The 18,223-nt window shown below is 56.3% G+C and carries 10 protein-coding genes, 3 tRNA genes and 1 pseudogene; 7 read left to right on the top strand and 7 right to left on the bottom strand.

What is annotated here, in order from left to right; all coding sequences use genetic code 11:
- Positions 1-23 precede the first annotated feature (23 nt).
- Positions 24-713 (top strand): porin OmpL, encoded by a 690-nt coding sequence (ompL, locus tag G5193_RS19830; protein WP_216978948.1) that lies wholly within the window; start codon positions 24-26, stop codon positions 711-713.
- Between the two features lie 42 nt (positions 714-755).
- Positions 756-1,523 (top strand): SDR family NAD(P)-dependent oxidoreductase, encoded by a 768-nt coding sequence (locus G5193_RS19835; RefSeq protein WP_216953421.1) that lies wholly within the window; start codon positions 756-758, stop codon positions 1,521-1,523.
- Positions 1,524-1,883: 360 nt separating this feature from the next.
- On the opposite strand, the gene G5193_RS19840 is transcribed toward G5193_RS19835, so the two are convergent.
- Both G5193_RS19840 and dauA read right to left on the bottom strand, forming a co-directional pair.
- Positions 1,884-1,971 (bottom strand) — tRNA-Ser (locus G5193_RS19840).
- Positions 1,972-2,154: 183 nt separating this feature from the next.
- Positions 2,155-3,891 carry a C4-dicarboxylic acid transporter DauA gene (gene dauA, locus G5193_RS19845; protein ID WP_069528347.1) on the bottom strand — a complete coding sequence of 579 codons (1,737 nt, stop codon included), beginning with the start codon at positions 3,889-3,891 and terminating at the stop codon, positions 2,155-2,157.
- Between the two features lie 487 nt (positions 3,892-4,378).
- Between dauA and G5193_RS19850 the strand changes: the two genes are divergently transcribed.
- Both G5193_RS19850 and G5193_RS19855 read left to right on the top strand, forming a co-directional pair.
- Positions 4,379-4,454: transfer RNA gene (locus tag G5193_RS19850), tRNA-Asn, on the top strand.
- A gap of 2 nt (positions 4,455-4,456) precedes the next feature.
- Positions 4,457-4,532 (top strand) — tRNA-Asn (locus G5193_RS19855).
- A gap of 44 nt (positions 4,533-4,576) precedes the next feature.
- On the opposite strand, the gene G5193_RS19860 is transcribed toward G5193_RS19855, so the two are convergent.
- The gene (locus G5193_RS19860) at positions 4,577-5,650 is read right to left on the bottom strand and encodes an HNH endonuclease (RefSeq protein WP_421207042.1); all 1,074 of its coding nucleotides are present in this window, start codon (positions 5,648-5,650) and stop codon (positions 4,577-4,579) included.
- Positions 5,634-6,260 carry a class I SAM-dependent methyltransferase gene (locus tag G5193_RS19865; protein ID WP_416034159.1) on the bottom strand — a complete coding sequence of 209 codons (627 nt, stop codon included), beginning with the start codon at positions 6,258-6,260 and terminating at the stop codon, positions 5,634-5,636. The genes G5193_RS19860 and G5193_RS19865 overlap by 17 nt, the downstream gene beginning before the upstream one ends.
- A 261-nt stretch (positions 6,261-6,521) precedes the next feature.
- Between G5193_RS19865 and G5193_RS19870 the strand changes: the two genes are divergently transcribed.
- On the top strand, positions 6,522-11,720 hold the full coding sequence (locus tag G5193_RS19870; RefSeq protein WP_421207045.1) for a RecQ family ATP-dependent DNA helicase: 5,199 nt from the start codon (positions 6,522-6,524) through the stop codon (positions 11,718-11,720).
- 149 nt (positions 11,721-11,869) lie between these two features.
- Here G5193_RS19870 and G5193_RS19875 read toward each other — a convergent pair.
- Positions 11,870-12,925: pseudogene (locus tag G5193_RS19875) on the bottom strand (IS3 family transposase).
- Between the two features lie 72 nt (positions 12,926-12,997).
- On the bottom strand, positions 12,998-13,717 hold the full coding sequence (locus G5193_RS19880) for a hypothetical protein (protein WP_410489650.1): 720 nt from the start codon (positions 13,715-13,717) through the stop codon (positions 12,998-13,000).
- A 296-nt stretch (positions 13,718-14,013) separates the two neighbouring features.
- Here G5193_RS19880 and G5193_RS19885 point away from each other — a divergent pair, with 296 nt between their 5' ends.
- Together G5193_RS19885 and G5193_RS19890 are read left to right on the top strand one after the other, a co-directional pair.
- Complete coding sequence (locus G5193_RS19885) at positions 14,014-14,565, top strand: lipoprotein (protein WP_216953405.1); 552 nt, start codon at positions 14,014-14,016, stop codon at positions 14,563-14,565.
- 199 nt (positions 14,566-14,764) lie between these two features.
- Positions 14,765-16,762, top strand: a complete 1,998-nt coding sequence (locus G5193_RS19890) for a hypothetical protein (protein WP_421207047.1) — start codon at positions 14,765-14,767, stop codon at positions 16,760-16,762.
- Between the two features lie 84 nt (positions 16,763-16,846).
- On the opposite strand, the gene glgC is transcribed toward G5193_RS19890, so the two are convergent.
- Entirely contained in the window at positions 16,847-18,121 is a 1,275-nt protein-coding gene (gene glgC / locus G5193_RS19895) for a glucose-1-phosphate adenylyltransferase (protein ID WP_005337070.1), read from the bottom strand.
- Positions 18,122-18,223: the final 102 nt, after the last annotated feature.

Raw genomic sequence — 18,223 nt, forward strand, 5'->3', positions numbered from 1 at the left:
TTACCATTGGCGAGTCAATCACTATGCGTATCCACCCCAAAATATGCTTAATCCCTCTTATATGCTGCAACGCAGCTTTCGCGGGCGGTTATTTTGAAAGCCGTGAGGCATTTAACTTTGCTACCGACCAAAATGAGTTATTGTTGCGACTCGGCTATAACTGGGAATCTGGTGCGGGTATTATGGCCAGCAATGCGTATAATACCGATAAACTAGACAAGCTAAAGCACAGTTATAACGAAATTGAAGGGTGGTATCCGCTATTAAATTTAACCACCAAACTCTCGGTCAATGCCGGGGGTTTGGTTAACTCCTCTAGCTCTGGCTCTGGTGGCTCTGCGTATCTGGATGGAAAGTACAACTTTACCGATAACTTTTCCGTTATTGCACGATACCGTTACAATCATCAAAATTATCTAACTACGGATCTTGATGGTTATGGCGATAATAACGATACCAATGAATACGCACTGTATATTGTCAATAAAATAACGCCAGCTTTGACCCATACTTTTGAATCGCACTATTTTTCTCGCGTTAATAATTTCAACAGTGCTAATGGGAAAGATCATCACTGGGAGCTAACCAGTCAAACCCGCTATCGAATCAATCCACAATGGATGCCTTATCTGGAATTACAGTGGTACGATAGAAATATTGCCTATGATGCAGAGGCATACCGGATCCGTATTGGTGTTAAATACTTTTTCTAATGTTGCCAGATGAATTCAATCTATGACTCACGGAGAGCAGTTATGAACTATTCCCAGCAAGTACAATATCACTCTATTGCCGGCAAGGTCGCCGTTATCACAGGTGGCGCCAGTGGCATTGGCGAAGAGTTGGTGCGCGCCTTTGTCAGCCAAGGTGCCAAAGTCGCCTTCCTCGATTTTGATAAATCTGCAGGCGAAGCACTCGCGCATGAGCTCGACTGCCTGTTTCTGTTTTGCGATGTCACCGACCTGACTCTGCTCAAAGCGTGTTTTACGACCATTGAACAACAGCTGGGCAGTGTCGATATCCTGATCAACAACGCGGGCAGCGATGATCACCATAAAATTGAGGATCTGACCGAGGAGTATTTCGAAAACCGCATCAATATCAATCTGCGTCACCAGTTGTTTGCGATCCAAGCCGTGTTGCCAGGCATGGAGCAAAAAGGGAGCGGCAGCATCATCAATATGGGATCCATCAACTGGATGCGGGGCCGCCCCGGGAGAGTCTGCTACTCCCTGTCAAAAGCCGCTATCCATGGTTTTACCCGTACCCTGGCGCAGGAGTTGGGCGCAAGAGGCATTCGGGTTAACAGCCTGGTCCCAGGCGCAATCCGTACCCCCAAACAGGATGCGATGTGGGCGCAACTCGACCCTGCCGCGGTGAACCAGTTTGTCGAACTGCAAGCACTCAAATTCCGTCTCGATGGCTCACATTGTGCTCGCATGGCCCTCTTCCTGGGTTCTGACGAATCCAATGGCTGTACCGGCCAAGATTTCATTGTTGATGCGGGGCTTACTCTGAACTAAGGCTCTGTCCCAAGGCTGTCTGCTTGAAATGATGAGGTTTGAGCAATATCTGGCTGGCATGGCATTCAACCATGCCGGGCAATCCAGAAGAGGCAAATGCTGCAGATATTGCTTGTTTTTATAGATACGCGCTTGGCTAGATGGGACAGGTCTCGATGCAAATGGGGAAAACGCCATTAATCCGAGCAAGAGTGGTCTCCATGACCCTTTCTTACATCTGAGGGTACCGGAAGAAGATCCCACCATCTTCAGAATGATGCGATCAACTGATATGCAAACCACCAACAGTTGAGATAGTCGGGGCGCATAATAAATCATGCATAAAGAAAAACCCCTGCTCTAAAGCAGGGGTTTACTGTTTGGCGGTGAGGGAGGGATTCGAACCCTCGATACGTTGCCGTATACACACTTTCCAGGCGTGCTCCTTCAGCCACTCGGACACCTCACCAAATTTTTGCTCACTGTTTTATGTGCTTGAGCTGCACATTCGCTGGCGGACCATGCCGCGGCGACGGGGCGTAATGTAAGGGATACGATGGCTTTTGGTCAATGCAATTTTTTACTTTTTGCGTTCGTTTGCTCAATATCCGAACCAAGTGACCAAAAATATGCCGTTTCGTATCCCTTTCAATCAATTTACTGCCGCTTCGTGCAAATGTTCACCTTTGAGCGCCTCTTCCAGCGAACCGTAGAATTCCAGCTTGCCGGGCTGCGGCCGCACCTTGGCACGGGCCAGGGTCTTGAGCGGTTGGAACTGCAACTCGGCCACCCGCAACTCGACCCCGGCTTTGGCCATCTGCTTGCCAAAGTGGAGGAAGGCAGACAGGCCGCCCGCATCGAGGATGGAAACCGCCTCCATCTGCAACACCAGCACCTGGTGCCCTTTCACTTGCGCTTCCAGCTCGGCAAAGACCCGTTCGGCCGCGGCAAAGAAGAGCGGGCCGTTGATCTTGTAGAGCAGGCCGTTGTCCGGCACCTCGTGGGCATAGCGCTTGTGCTCGGCCAAATCGTGCAGTTTGGTCATCTTGGCGATTTCACGCATAAAGAGCAGGGAGGCCAGGATCACCCCGAAGGTGATGGCGATGACCATGTCGAAAATGACGGTGAGTGACAGGCAGACCAGCAGCACCAGCACATCGGATTTGGGCGCGCGACGGATCAGCTCCACCACCTTGTGCGCTTCACTCATGTTCCAGGCCACGATGAGCAGCAAGGCAGCCATGGCCGAGAGCGGCAACCAGGAGAGCCAGGGGGCCAGCACCAGAATGGCGGCCAGCACCACCAGCGCATGGACGATCCCCGAGATGGGGGACGTAGCACCGGCACGCACGTTGGCGGCAGAGCGAGCGATAGCGGCGGTAGCGGTAATGCCGCCAAAGAAGGGGGCGAAGATGTTGCCAAGCCCCTGCCCCACCAGCTCGGCGTTGGAGCTGTGTTTGCGACCGGTCATGCCATCGAGCACCACGGCGCAGAGCAGCGACTCGATCGCCCCCAGCATTGCCATGGAGAAGGCGGCAGGCAGCAGCCGCTCAACAGCCGCCAGGTTCCATTCAACTGGCAAACCATCCGGTCCGGGCAAGGCCCAGGGCATCACCAGGGTCGGCGCGATGGGCGGGATCCCCATCCCTTGAGTGCCATCGGCCAGGGTATAGCTGAACTTGCTGCCGATGGTGGCCACATCCACCCCAAAGTAATGGAGGCCAAAACCCAGACCTACCCCGACCAGCACTGCGGGCAGGTGGCCAGGCACCGGCAGACGCAGGCGCGGCCAGAGCAGCAGCACGGCCAGCGTTGCGACCCCCACCAGGGTATCGCCCCACTGCCAGCTTGGCAGGGCGGCGGCCAGCGCTTCGACCTTGCCCAGATAGGTTTCCGGCATCTCGGGCACGCTTAGGCCAAAGAAGTCCTTGATCTGCAAGGTGGCGATCACGATGGCGATACCACCGGTAAAGCCCAGCGTCACTGACGGGGGAATGTACTCGATAAGGCGGCCAAGACGGGCCATCCCCATCGCCACCAGAAAGAGGCCGGAGATGAGCGTCGCCATCAACAGACCACCGACCCCGAACTGCTGGGCGACAGGATAGAGGATCACCACAAAGGCAGCGGTCGGGCCGGAGATGGAGTAGCGGGAGCCACCGGTCACGGCGATCACGATTCCGGCAATGATGGCGGTATAGAGACCGTGTTGCGGCGGCACACCGCTGGCAATGGCCAGTGCCATGGCGAGCGGGATGGCGATGATGCCCACCGTCACACCGGCGATAAGATCACGGCCGAAGCGGGCCATGCTATAGGGTTCATCAATACAGGACTGGCGTAAGGCTATGGCGAGCTTCACGCTATTTAAAGAGGCTTGCTTGTGCATGTATATCGTAATACCAGAAGAGGGAGATAAAGGCCGGAGAGATCCGGCGCCCGATCATCATCAAGGGCCGGCAGGGCTGTCGACGCGGCGATGGTATCCTGCGTAACCTTACTCCAGACGGGTCATTTTTTCGATGGGCAGGATCAATGAAAAGCACTCTGCCCCATGATTTGGCCCATTTACCGCCAAATCGCCGATCTTGACTCCAGCTCTCCCCCTTTTAGCCACAAAGATTACCATTTGAGCCTCACCTGGTTACCAGCACGTTCGCGACATCATGCTGTCATCATCAGGTTGATGCGAACCGAACCCATGCCCCCTGCGCCGGTTGGGGGGAGCGATGGCAAGGGACTGATTGTGCTGAAAATAAACCGCAAAGCGCAACTTTTGGGCAAACAGTCCGAAAATCCGGTTTTCGAGAAATTCGCGGGTTGACACCCGCCGCCCTGGTCATTAATATTCGCCCCGTCTTAACGAGACAGGCAATTCCTCCTTAGTTCAGTCGGTAGAACGGCGGACTGTTAATCCGTATGTCACTGGTTCAAGTCCAGTAGGAGGAGCCAATTCCCTCGTAGTTCAGTCGGTAGAACGGCGGACTGTTAATCCGTATGTCACAGGTTCAAGTCCTGTCGAGGGAGCCAAATTCTAAAGCCCAGCCTTTTGGCTGGGCTTTTTCGTATCTGCCTCAGAAGAGTCTAGAGAAGCCTAGATTACTCATCCCCACACTGGGGGCTGTCACGTCCACAAACAGGTCAATACCACGCCACAACCGAGCATGCTCACGGAGTGCTTGCTGATAGGCCCAAGTGGCGATTGCGGTAGAACGCTCGGCGTCGATGCTCACCAGAGGGGACAGCTCGTCCGTGAGGTACGCCCCATGGGTCAGGATATTCTGCTCGTACCAGGCATCCCTGTGCTCGGGAGCGGCGAGAAAATCCCGTTTGCTCCGGTTACAGTTGGCGTGTGCCAGTACGAAGTTGTGGCCCAAATCGATTGGATAACGACGCCAGGGGATGAAATGGTCTACCTCACCACTCCCGTGTATCGCCTTGTTACAGTAAAAACAGGTTCCCCCCTGCAAGTCCCTCAAAACCTCCCCCACCCGTACCAGCGCCTGACGGCTTGAACCAAATAGAAAATTCTCCAGCCCTACACTTGGGCCAATCAGTGGCTGATTCCCCTTGATGTCGCAGATAAGCTGCAACCAATGCTGTCGGGAGAGGGAGACCACCAGATCGTAAAAGCGGTGGAGACAGTAGAGAATTCCGGGGTTCAGGCAGATATGATCCGCGCCCCTTTGATGAGGATAGAGGTGGCACTCCTCTCGCCCACCCAGGATCTGCAGACGCCACAAGGGCCCCTCAACAAGGATGCGCCGAACTCGGGCAAGAAGAGGCCGCCAGGCGTCGTGCCGACGCAGTGCAGTTACCGAGCGGACCCCCTCTGCACGCAGCCGGGACAACTCCGTTAGCATGATGGCCTGACGACCGCTGCTCTGTTTGAGCAAGGTAGCCGTTTCTCCCGTCGCCGAGTAGGGCAGACTGTGCTGCCAATAAAGCTCCACAAACTTGGTGGCCAGTTCGTCCAGCGTAATAGTGCGCGCCGCGGTCAGATCATGGGTCTCGGTACTGCGCTCAATCGCGATATCTGCAATCCCGTGGAGCAAGGCGCACTTGTAAGTGGCCACAAAATCGCCTTCGGTAAAGATGCGTTGCAGATAGGCAATAAAAGCGAGTTGTTGCTCAGGGGAGGCGTGCATGTTCACCCCCAAGGATCAGACTCTGCCAACTCAAGCCGCTACGCGCCAAGGCATCCTCCTGTGGTTCTGACACATGGAGCAGTGTCATCCCCTCCTCCAATGCAAGCCGCTCCACCTCATCGACAGCTACCGGATACATGGCTCGCTCCCGCATCTCCTGCTCCGAGATAACCAGACGAAGACTCAGTACCAGATAACCATCTGGTGAGAGCAGCTCATGAAGACGTGCCAGCGCCAAGGGACGAGACTCCGGGGGTAGATGCATCCAGACAGCACTGAGCAAAATCAGATCAAAAGTACCGGTCACGCGAGAGAGAGCCGGCATAGCGTCATTGACCCAATCCACTGCAACATCCCGGGTACGGCACTGTCCCAGCGAAGCGAGTGCCTGACTGGGTTCGACAGCGACCACACTGTGGCCCTGATGGAGCCCGGCCAAAAACGCGGCATCCCGACCACTGCCAGCCCCTACATCGAGCAACCGGCGCGGCGCCGCCACGAGCCAAGGCTCCAGCAGAGTGAGCCAGTCGCAATGAACAGTGCGCGAAGATACTTGTTGGTAACGGGCCGCCAATTCGGTGGCGTGGCGCTGGTAGTAGTCGAGGGACACAATGCGTTCCAATCGGAAAATAAAGGGAAATAGTCTCACAAGATCAGTGGGTTGACTATGACAAGGACGACACTTTACAGACATGAACGATTAAGGGGGCAGAGGCATTTACAAAAACGGGATGCCAGCCAAAAGAAGCGCGGCCAGAGGGCTCTGAATGATGCCACCGCTCAACATTTCGGGTAATATTCGTCCAACTCACTGATCTGTTGGCACTTATTATCGCCATGATAGGTCAACGCCAGATGGAGATGGCTATTGATGAACCCAGCTGATGTCGTGGCCCTGTTTGGGGATGACAAGATTCTTTCTTTTGACCTTGAGCTGACCAGGGATGAAAAGCTGCGCCATCTGGGTGCACTCCTGGCTGATCGTGAGCTCAATCTCAAAGGCCCGCAGGATCTCTCCCTCAAGGCGTTAAATGCTCTGGCACAGGGGGCTGAGGTAATCCTTGGCCATAATATTCTCGATTTTGATCTCCCCTGGTTGGCCAAACAGGCTGTACGTCCCCAGTTGCTTCTCGAAAAGCCGGTAATAGATACCCTCTATCTATCTCCCCTTGCCTTTCCCAAAAACCCCTATCACCGCTTGGTCAAGGATTACAAACTGGTTCGGGATACCCTCAATGATCCGGTCGCGGATGCAAGGCTCGCATTGCAGATCTTCTCGGAACAGTTGATAGCCCTGCAAGCCTTACCCCTGTCCCAATTGCAGCTTTATCAATATCTGTTCGACCAGGGAGTCATGGCGCAATTTAACACTCAGGGTCTGTCACTGGTGTTTGCCAGACTGACAGGCCGCCCGCCAGTGCGGGGCTCGGAGCTACCCACTCTCATCAAGAGCATTGCCCATGAGAAAGCGTGCCCCAATCAGCTCAACCGGGTGATTGGTGATGCCCTGCGTCAACCCATGCTGTTGTTACCATTGGCTTATGCCTGCGCCTGGTTGCCCGTGTCCGGCGGGAACTCCGTGTTGCCCCCCTGGATTTGGCGCCGCTTCCCCCAGACCGCAGAAATCATTCACACAATTCGTGAACGTCACTGCGGTCATGCTGACTGCAGCTATTGTCAGGAGAACCACGATGCACGCCGCCATCTGCAGCGAATCTTCGAGCTCGACAACTTTCGCAACCTGCCTGATGGGACACCATTGCAGAAGACCTTGATCGAGGAAGCCATGGCTGGCGTCGCATTGCTCGGCATACTCCCAACCAGCGGCGGTAAGTCGCTCTGCTACCAGCTCCCGGCACTGGTGCGTAACCAGCGAAGCGGTGCTCTCACGGTCGTGATATCCCCCCTGCAGGCACTGATGAAGGATCAGGTGGACAACCTTAAACACAAGGCCGGTATTGAAGGGGTTGCCGCTATCTCGGGGCTGCTGACGCTACCAGAGCGAGGCGCGATTCTTGAACAGATCCGTATGGGGGATATCGCCTTGCTCTATATCTCCCCCGAGCAGTTGCGCAACCGCACAGTCAAACAAGCAATACGACAACGTCAGATCGGTGGCTGGGTATTTGACGAAGCGCACTGCCTGTCGAAATGGGGGCATGATTTTCGCCCTGACTATCTCTACTGTGCCAAGGCCATCGCCACCATTGCCAAGGAACAGCAGGTCCCCATGCCTCCTGTCTTCTGCTATACCGCGACCGCCAAACCGGATGTGATTGAGGATATTTGCGCCCAGTTTCTCGACAAACAGCCCAGACCTCTTCTCAGACTGGAAGGCGGGGTTGAACGTACCAACCTCGAATATGCCGTCGTTGAGTGTCCCGGTCTCAATAAACAGGGCCATATCCTTAACCTGCTCGAGCAGTTCTTCGGTGAGGAAAAGCCCGGTTCCTGCGTTATCTACTGCGCAACCAAGCGCAGCGTGGACGAGCTGGCCGATTTCCTCGGTCAGCAACAATCCCTCCCGATCTCGCGCTTTTACGCCCGAATGGACAGTGCCCAGAAAAAAGCGACTCTCGAACAATTTATCAATGGCGAGATCCGGGTCATCTGCGCGACCAACGCCTTCGGGATGGGGATCGACAAGGATGATGTGCGTTTGGTGATCCATGCCGATATCCCCGGCTCCCTCGAAAACTATCTACAGGAAGCGGGACGAGCGGGACGCGATACAGCACAAGCCCACTGCGTACTGCTGTTTGATGAACAGGATATCGAGAAACAGTTCCAGCTCGAGGCAATGAGTGAAGTCAGCCTGCGCGATATCAAGCAGATTCTGCGCGGAATACGGCTCAGGGCCAGCAAAGGCGGCAAGCAGGAGAACAACCCGCCACTGGTCGCAACCAGTGCAGAGCTCATCAACCAGCCTGAGGTGGAAACCAGCTTTGCTGCCGATGACACCAATGCGGATACCAAGGTCAAGACAGCGATCGCCTGGCTCGAGCGCGCTGGCTATCTGGAGCGCAGCGACAACATCACTCAGGTTTTTCAGGGGCGCCCTCTGTTTGCTTCCACAGAAGAGGCAATGAAAAGGGTAGACAGTCTAAAACTCGCTCCCAAGGCCAAAGCCATCTGGCAAGCGGTTATCCAGGCGCTGATGAGTGCTGCCGATGATGATGGTCTCAGTGCCGATGCCATTGCCGAAGAGGCAGGCCAATACATGGCCGATCACGGAAGTGGAGTTCAGGCCAGTGAAGTGATGCGGGTACTCACCCAGATGGCGGATGTCGGTCTGCTCTCTCAGGGGATGTTACTGACTACCTGGCTTCGCCCCAAAGGAAGAGACAATGCCAAGGTGCTCTGCGGGCAAGTACACAGCATTGAAAAGGCGATGCTGGACACCTTGCGTGAAACAGAACCCGAACCTGATACAGGGCAAGGGCTGATCTTTAACATTCGACTGGTCAATCAGGCCATCAAAGATCTGGGGCATGAGCGGTGTAACCCTGGCTTGCTGCGCAATTTGCTGACCAGCTGGGCCCAGGATGGTCGCTCGGGGGGCGAGAAAGGCTCCATTGATGTCAAATATCTCTCTCGGGATCTTTACCAACTCACCTTCAACCGAACCTGGTCCCAGATTGAGCAGACAATTGAGCAACGCCATCGCGTCACTGGCGCCACCCTCGATTTTCTCTACACCCTGTTGGCAAGCAGCGAAGAGAGTGTCCAGCGCCAAGTGATGCTGTCATTTGCCCTGGAACAACTGGTCAAATACCTGCGAGAAGACATGGATGTGGCTCAGCTAATGAACAAGCGGGAGGCAAGCAGCCAGCAGGAGTGGTTGCTCAAAGGGGCAGAGCGGGCACTGCTCTACCTGCATGAGCAACACGCCATCGTGCTGCAAAATGGTCTTGCCGTGTTCCGAAGCGCTATGACCCTCACGCTGACCGCTGAGCGGCAGCAACAATACAACAAGGCAGACTATCAGCCGCTTGAGCATCACTATCGCCAGAAGGTGATTCAGATCCATGTGATGAATGAATACGCCCGCATCAGCCTGGAGCACTTCAAGAAAGCCAAAAAGCTGGTGACAGACTACTTTTCCATGGAAGCTGACAAGTTCCTCGGTCACTACTTCAAAGGGCGCAACAAAATCCTGGAGCTGGCGACCAGCGAACACTCCTGGAAGCGCATTGTCGAAGATCTTCACAACCGAGCCCAGGAGCAGATCGTTCAGGCACCGCCCGAGCAAAACTTGCTGGTACTGGCAGGCCCGGGGTCAGGCAAGAGCAAGGTGATTATCCACCGCTGCGCCTACCTGATGCGGGTCAAGCAAATCTCCCCATCGCGGATCATGTTGCTCTGTTACAACCATAATGCGGCGATGTCCCTGCGCCGACGCCTGACCGAGTTGCTGGGGCGTGACGGAGCACGGGTCTCGGTATTCACCTTTCACGGTCTCGCAATGAGTCTGACAGGCAATGCGGTGCAAAACCGGACATCCGACGATATCGACTTTACCACCATCATTGATGACGCAATCAAGCTGCTCCGGGGGGAGCAGAACCAGCTCGGTCTCGAATTGGAAGAGCAGCGGGAAAAGCTGCTCGGTGGATTGCAATTTCTGCTCGTCGACGAGTATCAGGACATTGATGAACAACAGTACCAGCTTATCGCGGCACTGGTGGGCAAAAGCGAAGAGGATGAGGAGGCCCGACTGCATCTGATGGCTGTGGGTGATGATGACCAATCGATCTACGCCTTTCGCGACGCGAACGTCAGCTTTATTCGCCGCTTTGAGCACGACTACAATGCCCAGACTCACTTCCTGACCTGGAACTATCGTTCCACCACCCACATCATCGAGACCTCCAACCGCGTGATTGAGCACAATCAGGATCGCATGAAGCGTACACATCCCATCAAGATCGACGACAGGCGCAAGATGGAAGTGGCCGGGGGGCACTGGGAGGGACTGGAGGCAGCACAGGGCCGTGTCATCATCCAGCAGTGCCAGGATGTGGCGCAACAGGCAGCCGAGGTTGTGAGACATATCGCGCTTATCCGTGAGAAGACTCCCACTTGCCCGCTGGAATCTATCGCCGTGCTGGCCCGTAATGGGCTGGAGAAGGAGGAACTGGCCTGGGTTCGCTCGGCGCTGGCAGATGCCGATATTCCCTGTCGTTTTACTCTGGATAAAGAGAACGGTTTTCCTGTGCATCGCTGCCGTGAAATCTTGCGCTATCAGAATTGGCTACAACAGCAAGGTCATGCCCTGCTGACAGCGGAGCAACTTGCAGCCCCTCTCCCTCCACTCTCACTGGCCAACCGTTGGGAGGAGCTACTGCACAATCTGATTGCTCAATGGCAAGCCAGCCAGGGAGAGCACGCTCTTTCTGCCCACCACTTCCTGATGTTCCTCTACGAGTATTTGAGCGAGCAAAAGCGCCAGATCCGCTTCGGTAAAGGGGTATTGTTAAGTACGGTACATGGGGTTAAGGGGGAGGAGTATCGCCATGTGATACTTCTCGACGGCGGCTGGCAACGCGCGGCGGAGCTATCGACCAGTAACCTGGAAGAGGAGCGGCGCCTCTTCTATGTGGGGATGACACGTGCTATCGAAAGGCTGGTTCTCATGGCTCGCCACGATCAACGTAATCCCCATATTCCACTGATCGCCTCCCACTGCTACGTGCAGAGACCTTACGCAACCCGACCGGACAGACAACGTCGTTTTGCCATGATGGGTATGTCGCAACTGGTGTTGGGCTATGCCGGACGCAGTAGCGAGACTCATCGTATCCACCGCCTGCTCAGTCAGATAAAGGTTGGCGATGCCGTGCGTATCGCTCCCGATAAAAACAACAAGCTTCATGTGTATCACCAGAATCACGAAATAGCTCGCCTCTCCCTGCTCGGCGAAGAGACCTGGAAATTCGACATGAATAGCATCCGTGAAGCCCGAGTGATTGCTCTGGTGGAACGACGTAAAGAACAGGAGAAAGAAGAGTATCAACCCAAGATGCGCAGCGAACGTTGGGAGATCCCCATAATCGAGCTGGAGTTATGAACCAAACTGGTAGCCCCCCATGCTACCGGGATAGACCTTCACGACTTGCAGCACCAGCTGTGCCGGTACTGCAATAGGTGATAGTGAAAGCTTGGTGACTTGACGACACGTCGCTGCCAATAGCCTCAATTCAGGTCATAATGTAGTGGTCAACTAAATCCGGACACTTGGTTAGGCCGTTCTTCGGCTTTTGCTGGCGGTATCCCGTCATTGTGGCAATGTGGACGCCGCCAGTTGTAGTAAGTAATCCATCAGGTAATAACTGATATCTCGTTTCGCTTCTCGCAAGCTCATATATCCCATAGCCGGGAGCCACTCTGACTTCAGGCTCCTGAACAGTCGCTCCATCGGGGCGTTATCCCAGCAGTTACCACGACGACTCATACTCTGGGTCATGCGATAGCGCCACACTCGTTGCCGAAATGCCCGGCTGCCATATTGGCTGCCTTGGTCAGAGTGAAATAGCACACCGGATGGGCAACCCCGCTGCTGATAGGCCATCTCCAGTGCTTTGATGGCTAGCTCTGCATCTGGTTTATCTGACATCGCCCAGCCCACGACCCGCCGGGTGTGCAGGTCAAGAACCGCTGCCAGGTAATGCCAACGACCACCTGCCCAGACGTAGGTGATATCGCCACACCACACCTGATTGGGTTGCTGGACATCAAATTCACGGGCCAGCAGATTGGGGATATCCGGTCGTTCAGACTGTGCCACCTTATAGCGGTGTGCGCCCGGCTGTTTGGATACCAGCCCGGCTTCCTTCATCAGGTTACGTACTTTGAATCGGCCAATCTGATACCCCAACTCTCGCATCATCGACATCAAGGCGCGGCTGCCCGCTGAGTTCCGGCTTTCTTTGAACAACCTGCGCAACTCAGAGCGCTGCTGCATACGCTCACGGTTAATCGTCCGCCTGCGAGTCAGATAGTCGTAAAAGCAGGAGGTGGGAACATCGAAAGCGCGGCAGACCAGAGTGATGGGGCTTCCAGCTCCTGGATTTTCTGCAGCTCCGGAGTCAGCGCTTTGCTGATTGGGGTAGTGCCAATTCGTTAGGATTGAAGCTGCTGAACCCAACGACGCAGTACGGTTTCACCGACATCCAGTGAACAGCTGGCTTCAGGGACAGAATATCCCTGGTCGAGCACCAGGGATGCGGCTTCGAGCTTGAATTCGGCAGTAAATGAGCGACGTAATCTTGTCATTGAACACCTCAGGTCATGGTGGCGACTGTACCACCTAAAATGGTGTCCGGGATGATTAGACCACTACATTGCTTATTGGCGGGTGACCCGGATCTGCAGGGTCTGGCGCTCGCTCTGGCTGCCTCGTCCGCCCTGTAGCTGGGTGCCGAGGCTACTCCCCTGATCTGCCGAGCTGGTCGAGAGCTCCCCCACCGTCAGCCACTGGCCTGGGGCCCCGCTCACCTCGGTGGCACTCTGCCCACGATTGATGGTGCCCTGATCCAGCCTCGCCTGTTCGCTGCTCAGCGCAATCTGCACCCGATCGCCAATCAAGGTGGCCGTGGCATAGAGGCCGTTCACCAACGGCATCATCCCCACCACGGCGCCCCCGTTCCATTGGTAGAAAGTCACCGGCTGATAGGAGCCCATCTGCAGCAGCACGGGACGGCCCGAAAGCCCGCGCACCTGCCAGCTGTCGTTTTGGCTGCGCTGGTACTGCTGGGAGTTGCCATCGAGCAACCACTGCCGCTTGACCTCGTCGCGACTGATTGAGCCTCCCAGTTGCTGACCGCTGGCGGCACCATCGACCCGCCACTCGATAAGCAGGCTTTGCGGTGGCTGGTTGATCTGCGCCAGCGTGGCTTCGGCCTCCTGCAGCTGGGCTGGCGTCCCGCTCAGCACCAGCTGATTACCCATGGCACTCACCCCAAGCTGGGGATAGATCTCCTTGAGGGTCTGCACCGCGGCCTGCGCCTCGAATACCGGGATCACTTTCACCTCGGCCCACAGCGATGGGCTCCAGAGTCCCATCATGCAGCCAAGCCACAGCAGCGCCCTGCAGCCAACCTTGCCCATCCGAACCATTACGCTCTCCTCGTTCTCTTTGCTCTTCTCGCTCTCTGTGCTCTTCTCTCTGCTTAAGGCGTAGACCTGCGCCCGCAGCCAACAGCTCAGCCCTATTCCGCTCACTCGTCGATGATGAACCCGGCGGTTGCCAAAAAACAATCGGGAATGCAGCAACTCCGTGATTTCCCACGGTATGAGGCTCTCATTCCACGCCCGTTATCGCGTAAGATAGCGCCATCATAGTTGCCCAAGCGGAATCCATCATGTTGAAACAGTTGTTGTTACTCCCCCTCGCCCTGCTGCTGGGGGCCTGCTCCCTGACCCAGTACAATGTCAGCGAGGCCGAAATCAACCAGTACCTCAAAGATCAGGTCTCTTTTGAAAAACAGCTGGGGATCCCCGGCATCATGTCGAGCAAGATCCGTCTGGATGAGATGCAGAGCCGTATCGGCCGCAAACAAGCGGATCGCATCGAGCTGGATGCCGCTGGCGACCTGCAGGTGAGCAGCCCCCTTGGCAGCCAGCAGATGAAGATCCGCTTTGCCCTGAGTGCCCGCCCCGACTATGTGGCCGATCAGGGCGCCATCTATCTGCGCGACCTTGAACTGATCTCGGTCAAGACCGAGCCGGCCGATATCGGGGCCGCCCTCACCCCACTGCTGCCCACCTTCAATCAGTCGCTCTCCCTGTTCCTGTCGCAGACCCCGGTCTACCGCCTCGACAGCAGCCGCAAGAACGAAGCCAGGATCAAGGACAAGGTTGAAGCCCTCAAGGTAGAGCCGGGCCGTCTGGTCATCCCGTTCAAGCTGCTCTGATCACCGCCGCACTGGCACTTTCAGCGCGCTCAACAGATAACCGTCCTATTCGACAGCGCACATCCGGTTTAACGTGCAGCCGAATGGGGCGGTTTTTTACTTCTCAAGTCCCCCTCAACACAGCATAATGCAGACCATTCTCATTTAGATTCGTCATGAGAAGCGTCAATAATAAAACCAACCAATGGTGAGAAGGGACATGAGAAAAACCGTACTGGTTCAGGCGATCGCCTGCGCACTGATCAGCGGCGCCGCACACGCTGCCGTCAAGGTCGAAGACAAGACATTCAATACCGCCGCCAACATGCTGGCCTATACCGAATTCGAGCTCTCTGGCGAGCCGCTGGCCGAAGCACTGGGGCTGGATCTGGATGTGCTGGATGCCAACCGTGCCGATGAACCAACTCCGTTCGACTTCGCTGCCGGCATCGAATCCTACGAATACTCCGAAGAGGCGATGTACGCCCTCAACTACCAATCCGGCATGGGCCCACATCTGGTGAACGGGCCGCAAAACCTGGCCCGTGGTGGCACCATGGCCTCTCTGGGGCAACGGGTGCTGGCCATGGCCGATGCGGTCGGCTTCCCGGCCGATGAAGTGCCGCAAGGCATGTATCCCCTCTCCCTGCCCTACGCCTCCGCCAATCCGGAGTTTGCCCAGGCCGTCAACGCCACTCCGGTCAATGGCGATCAGATCACCATCAAGACCGCCAAAGGGACCGAGAAAACCGTCAAGACCCAGGTGCCCGCCTACTTCCGCGACTACAGCACCCTGCGCTGGAGCGGCAGCGACAACCTGCTGGTGCCCGCAGCGGTGGGCGGTATCCTGCTCAAAGAGGTGATGTGGTCCCAGGACTTCCTCGGCGGCATGCACGTAGCCGAAACCGATGAAGAGGTAGAAGCCGCCTCCGCCACCATGGATCAGGATGGCAAGCACAAGCTGGGCGTCTCTGCCGCCGATGGCTTCAATGGCATGATGCTGACCGAGCAGTCCATCGACAAGCTGGCCATCATGCAGAACCAGCTTGGCTTCGATGGCAAGCAACTGGGCGCCAGGATCACCCCGCAGTACGATCCGGCCAAGGGCGTTGTCTACTTCCCCCATCAGGTGAAAGTGACCGAAACCAGCAACAACGATGCCGGGGCCATCGGCAAGCTGGAGGTGGTGGATGGCTCCGCCCAGCTGCGCGATGCCTGGATGATGCTGTGGCCGCTCTCCGAGTTCTATGCCTTCAGCGATCAGCGCAGCGCCAACACCAACCAGAACCCGGCCTTCCACGCCGTGTTTGACGGCGCGCCGTTTGCCGCCGCACCGGCTGCCAACAAGGCCAATGACCTGGGCAAAGCGGTCACAGGCAGCGATGCCTTCTCGCTGGCGATAAATCTCTCCAACCTCACCTTCAAGAACCTGGCAGCCCTGCACTTTGATACCAAGGCTGGCACCCTGGTCGACAGCTGGCAGGCAGGCAAACAGGGCAAGCACGTCACCACCTTTGACGCCGCTTACGCACTGGTCGCCCTGCAGATCTTCCAGCGCGCTCAGGACGCGCTGCCGGTCGGTTACGCCGCCGGTGACAATGGCGAGCTGAACCTCAAGACCAAGCAGGGTCAAGAGGCGCTCGACTTGATCCGCAAACAGGCCGATTTCATCCTTGCCAACCTCAAGGGTAAAAATGGTCTGGTGCATGACGGCATCACGCTAGGTGGCAAGCTCGATGCCGGCCACTCCATCGATGCGCAGTTCGCCGCCATCCGTGGTCTGACTGCCGCCTTCCTCGCTACCTCCGATGCCAAGTACCGCACCGCCGCCCGCGAGCTGTTTATCGCCACCGACAAGGCCTACTTCAATGCCAAGGCGGGCACTTGGCTGGCGGGTAAACAGGGTGAATACACTCCCTGGACCCAGGCTGCCATCTCCGGCGCCCTGCGCTCCGCCATGCTGAACCTGCGCAACGAAGGGGCCGAGAAGGCGCCCGAGTTGGAGCTGGCCAAGCTGACCGGTCAATACGTCAGCTGGTTCCGTGGCACCGTCAACGGTGGCATGCAGATGGCCGAGTGGATCGGTGACTCCGGCGAGAACATCATCGAAGGTGCCGGCAGCGACACCGACGAAGATGGTGTACCGCAAGTGACCGCTGCCGGTGGCAAGCACGGCACCGCCATGGTGATGGCCGCTAAAGCAGTGGTTAGCGAGTAATCCTCGCCATTCACCAGCATGAAAAAGGGAGCCAAATTGGCTCCCTTTGCATTACAGCGTCTGACACAGTTTCAAGGGGTTTCCTCAAACCAGCTTGTCCAGCATCTCCTTGGTCACCAGCACAATCCCCTGCTCGGAGCGGTAGAAGCGGCGGCTATCCTCATCGGCATTCTCGCCCACCACCAACCCATCGGGCAGCACACACCCTTTATCCACCACCACCCGGCGTAGACGGCAACCGGCGCCAATCTCGACCCCGGGGAAGATGATGGCCTGATCCAGGGTGCAGAAGGAGTGCACCCGCACATTGGTAAAGAGCACCGAGTTGAGCACAAACGACCCGCTGACAATGGTACCGCCCGAGAACATGGAGTTGATGGTCATGCCGTGCTGGCCATTGCGATCCTGCACAAACTTGGCCGGTGGCGTCAGGGTCTGGCTGGTCCAGATAGGCCAGTTCTGATCGTAGATATCGAGCTCGGGCAGCACGGAGGCGAGATCCATGTTCGCTTCCCAGAAGGAGTCCAGTGTACCCACGTCACGCCAGTAGGGCTTTTGCCCCTCGCGTGCCCCGACACAGGACATGTTGAAGGGGTGCGCAAAGGCCATCCCCTCCTCCACAATGCGGGGGATCACATCCATTCCGAAGTCGTGTTTGGAGTCCTGATTGTGAATATCCTCCTCCAGCAATTGGTAGAGGTACTCCGCCTCGAAGATATAGATCCCCATGGAGGCCAGCGAGCGATCCTCGCAACCCGGCATGGCAGGCGGATTGGCCGGTTTTTCGACGAAGGCGCGGATCTTGCGCTGCTCGTCGATATCCATGATCCCGAAGGCGGATGCCTCTGCCCGCGGCACTTCGATGCAGGCTACCGTCACCTTGGCACCGAGGCGTACATGGTCGAGCAGCATGGCGGCATAATCCATCTTGTAGATGTGATCCCCAGCCAGCACCACCAGGTATTTGGGGCCGTAGTCACGAATGATATCGACGTTCTGATAGATGGCATCGGCGGTGCCGCGATACCAGTGCACCTCATCCACCCTTTGCTGGGCTGGAAGCAGGTCGATGAACTCGTTCATCTGGTAACGCAGGAAGGACCAGCCCGATTGCAGGTGACGCAGCAGACTGTGAGATTTGTATTGGGTGACTACACCAACGCGGCGGATCCCCGAGTTGATACAGTTGGAGAGCACAAAGTCGATGATCCGGAATTTGCCACCGAAATGGACGGCAGGCTTGGCGCGGTTGTCAGTCAACTGCTTCAGGCGACTGCCACGTCCACCTGCCAGCACCAGTGCCATACTCTGGTTCAACAATTGTCGTGCTTTGGCACTATTTTCTGGCTCTAACAACATGATTTACCTCTGCCTTGTTTGATCTGTTTTCAACTCATCTTCGCCTGTTTCGGTACCTGTGAAAGTGGTTTCACTCACATTTAACCGATTTCAATTGACCCT

The sequence above is a fragment of the Aeromonas sp. 601027 genome, assembly GCF_049174455.1.
Lineage (GTDB): Bacteria > Pseudomonadota > Gammaproteobacteria > Enterobacterales > Aeromonadaceae > Aeromonas > Aeromonas veronii_A.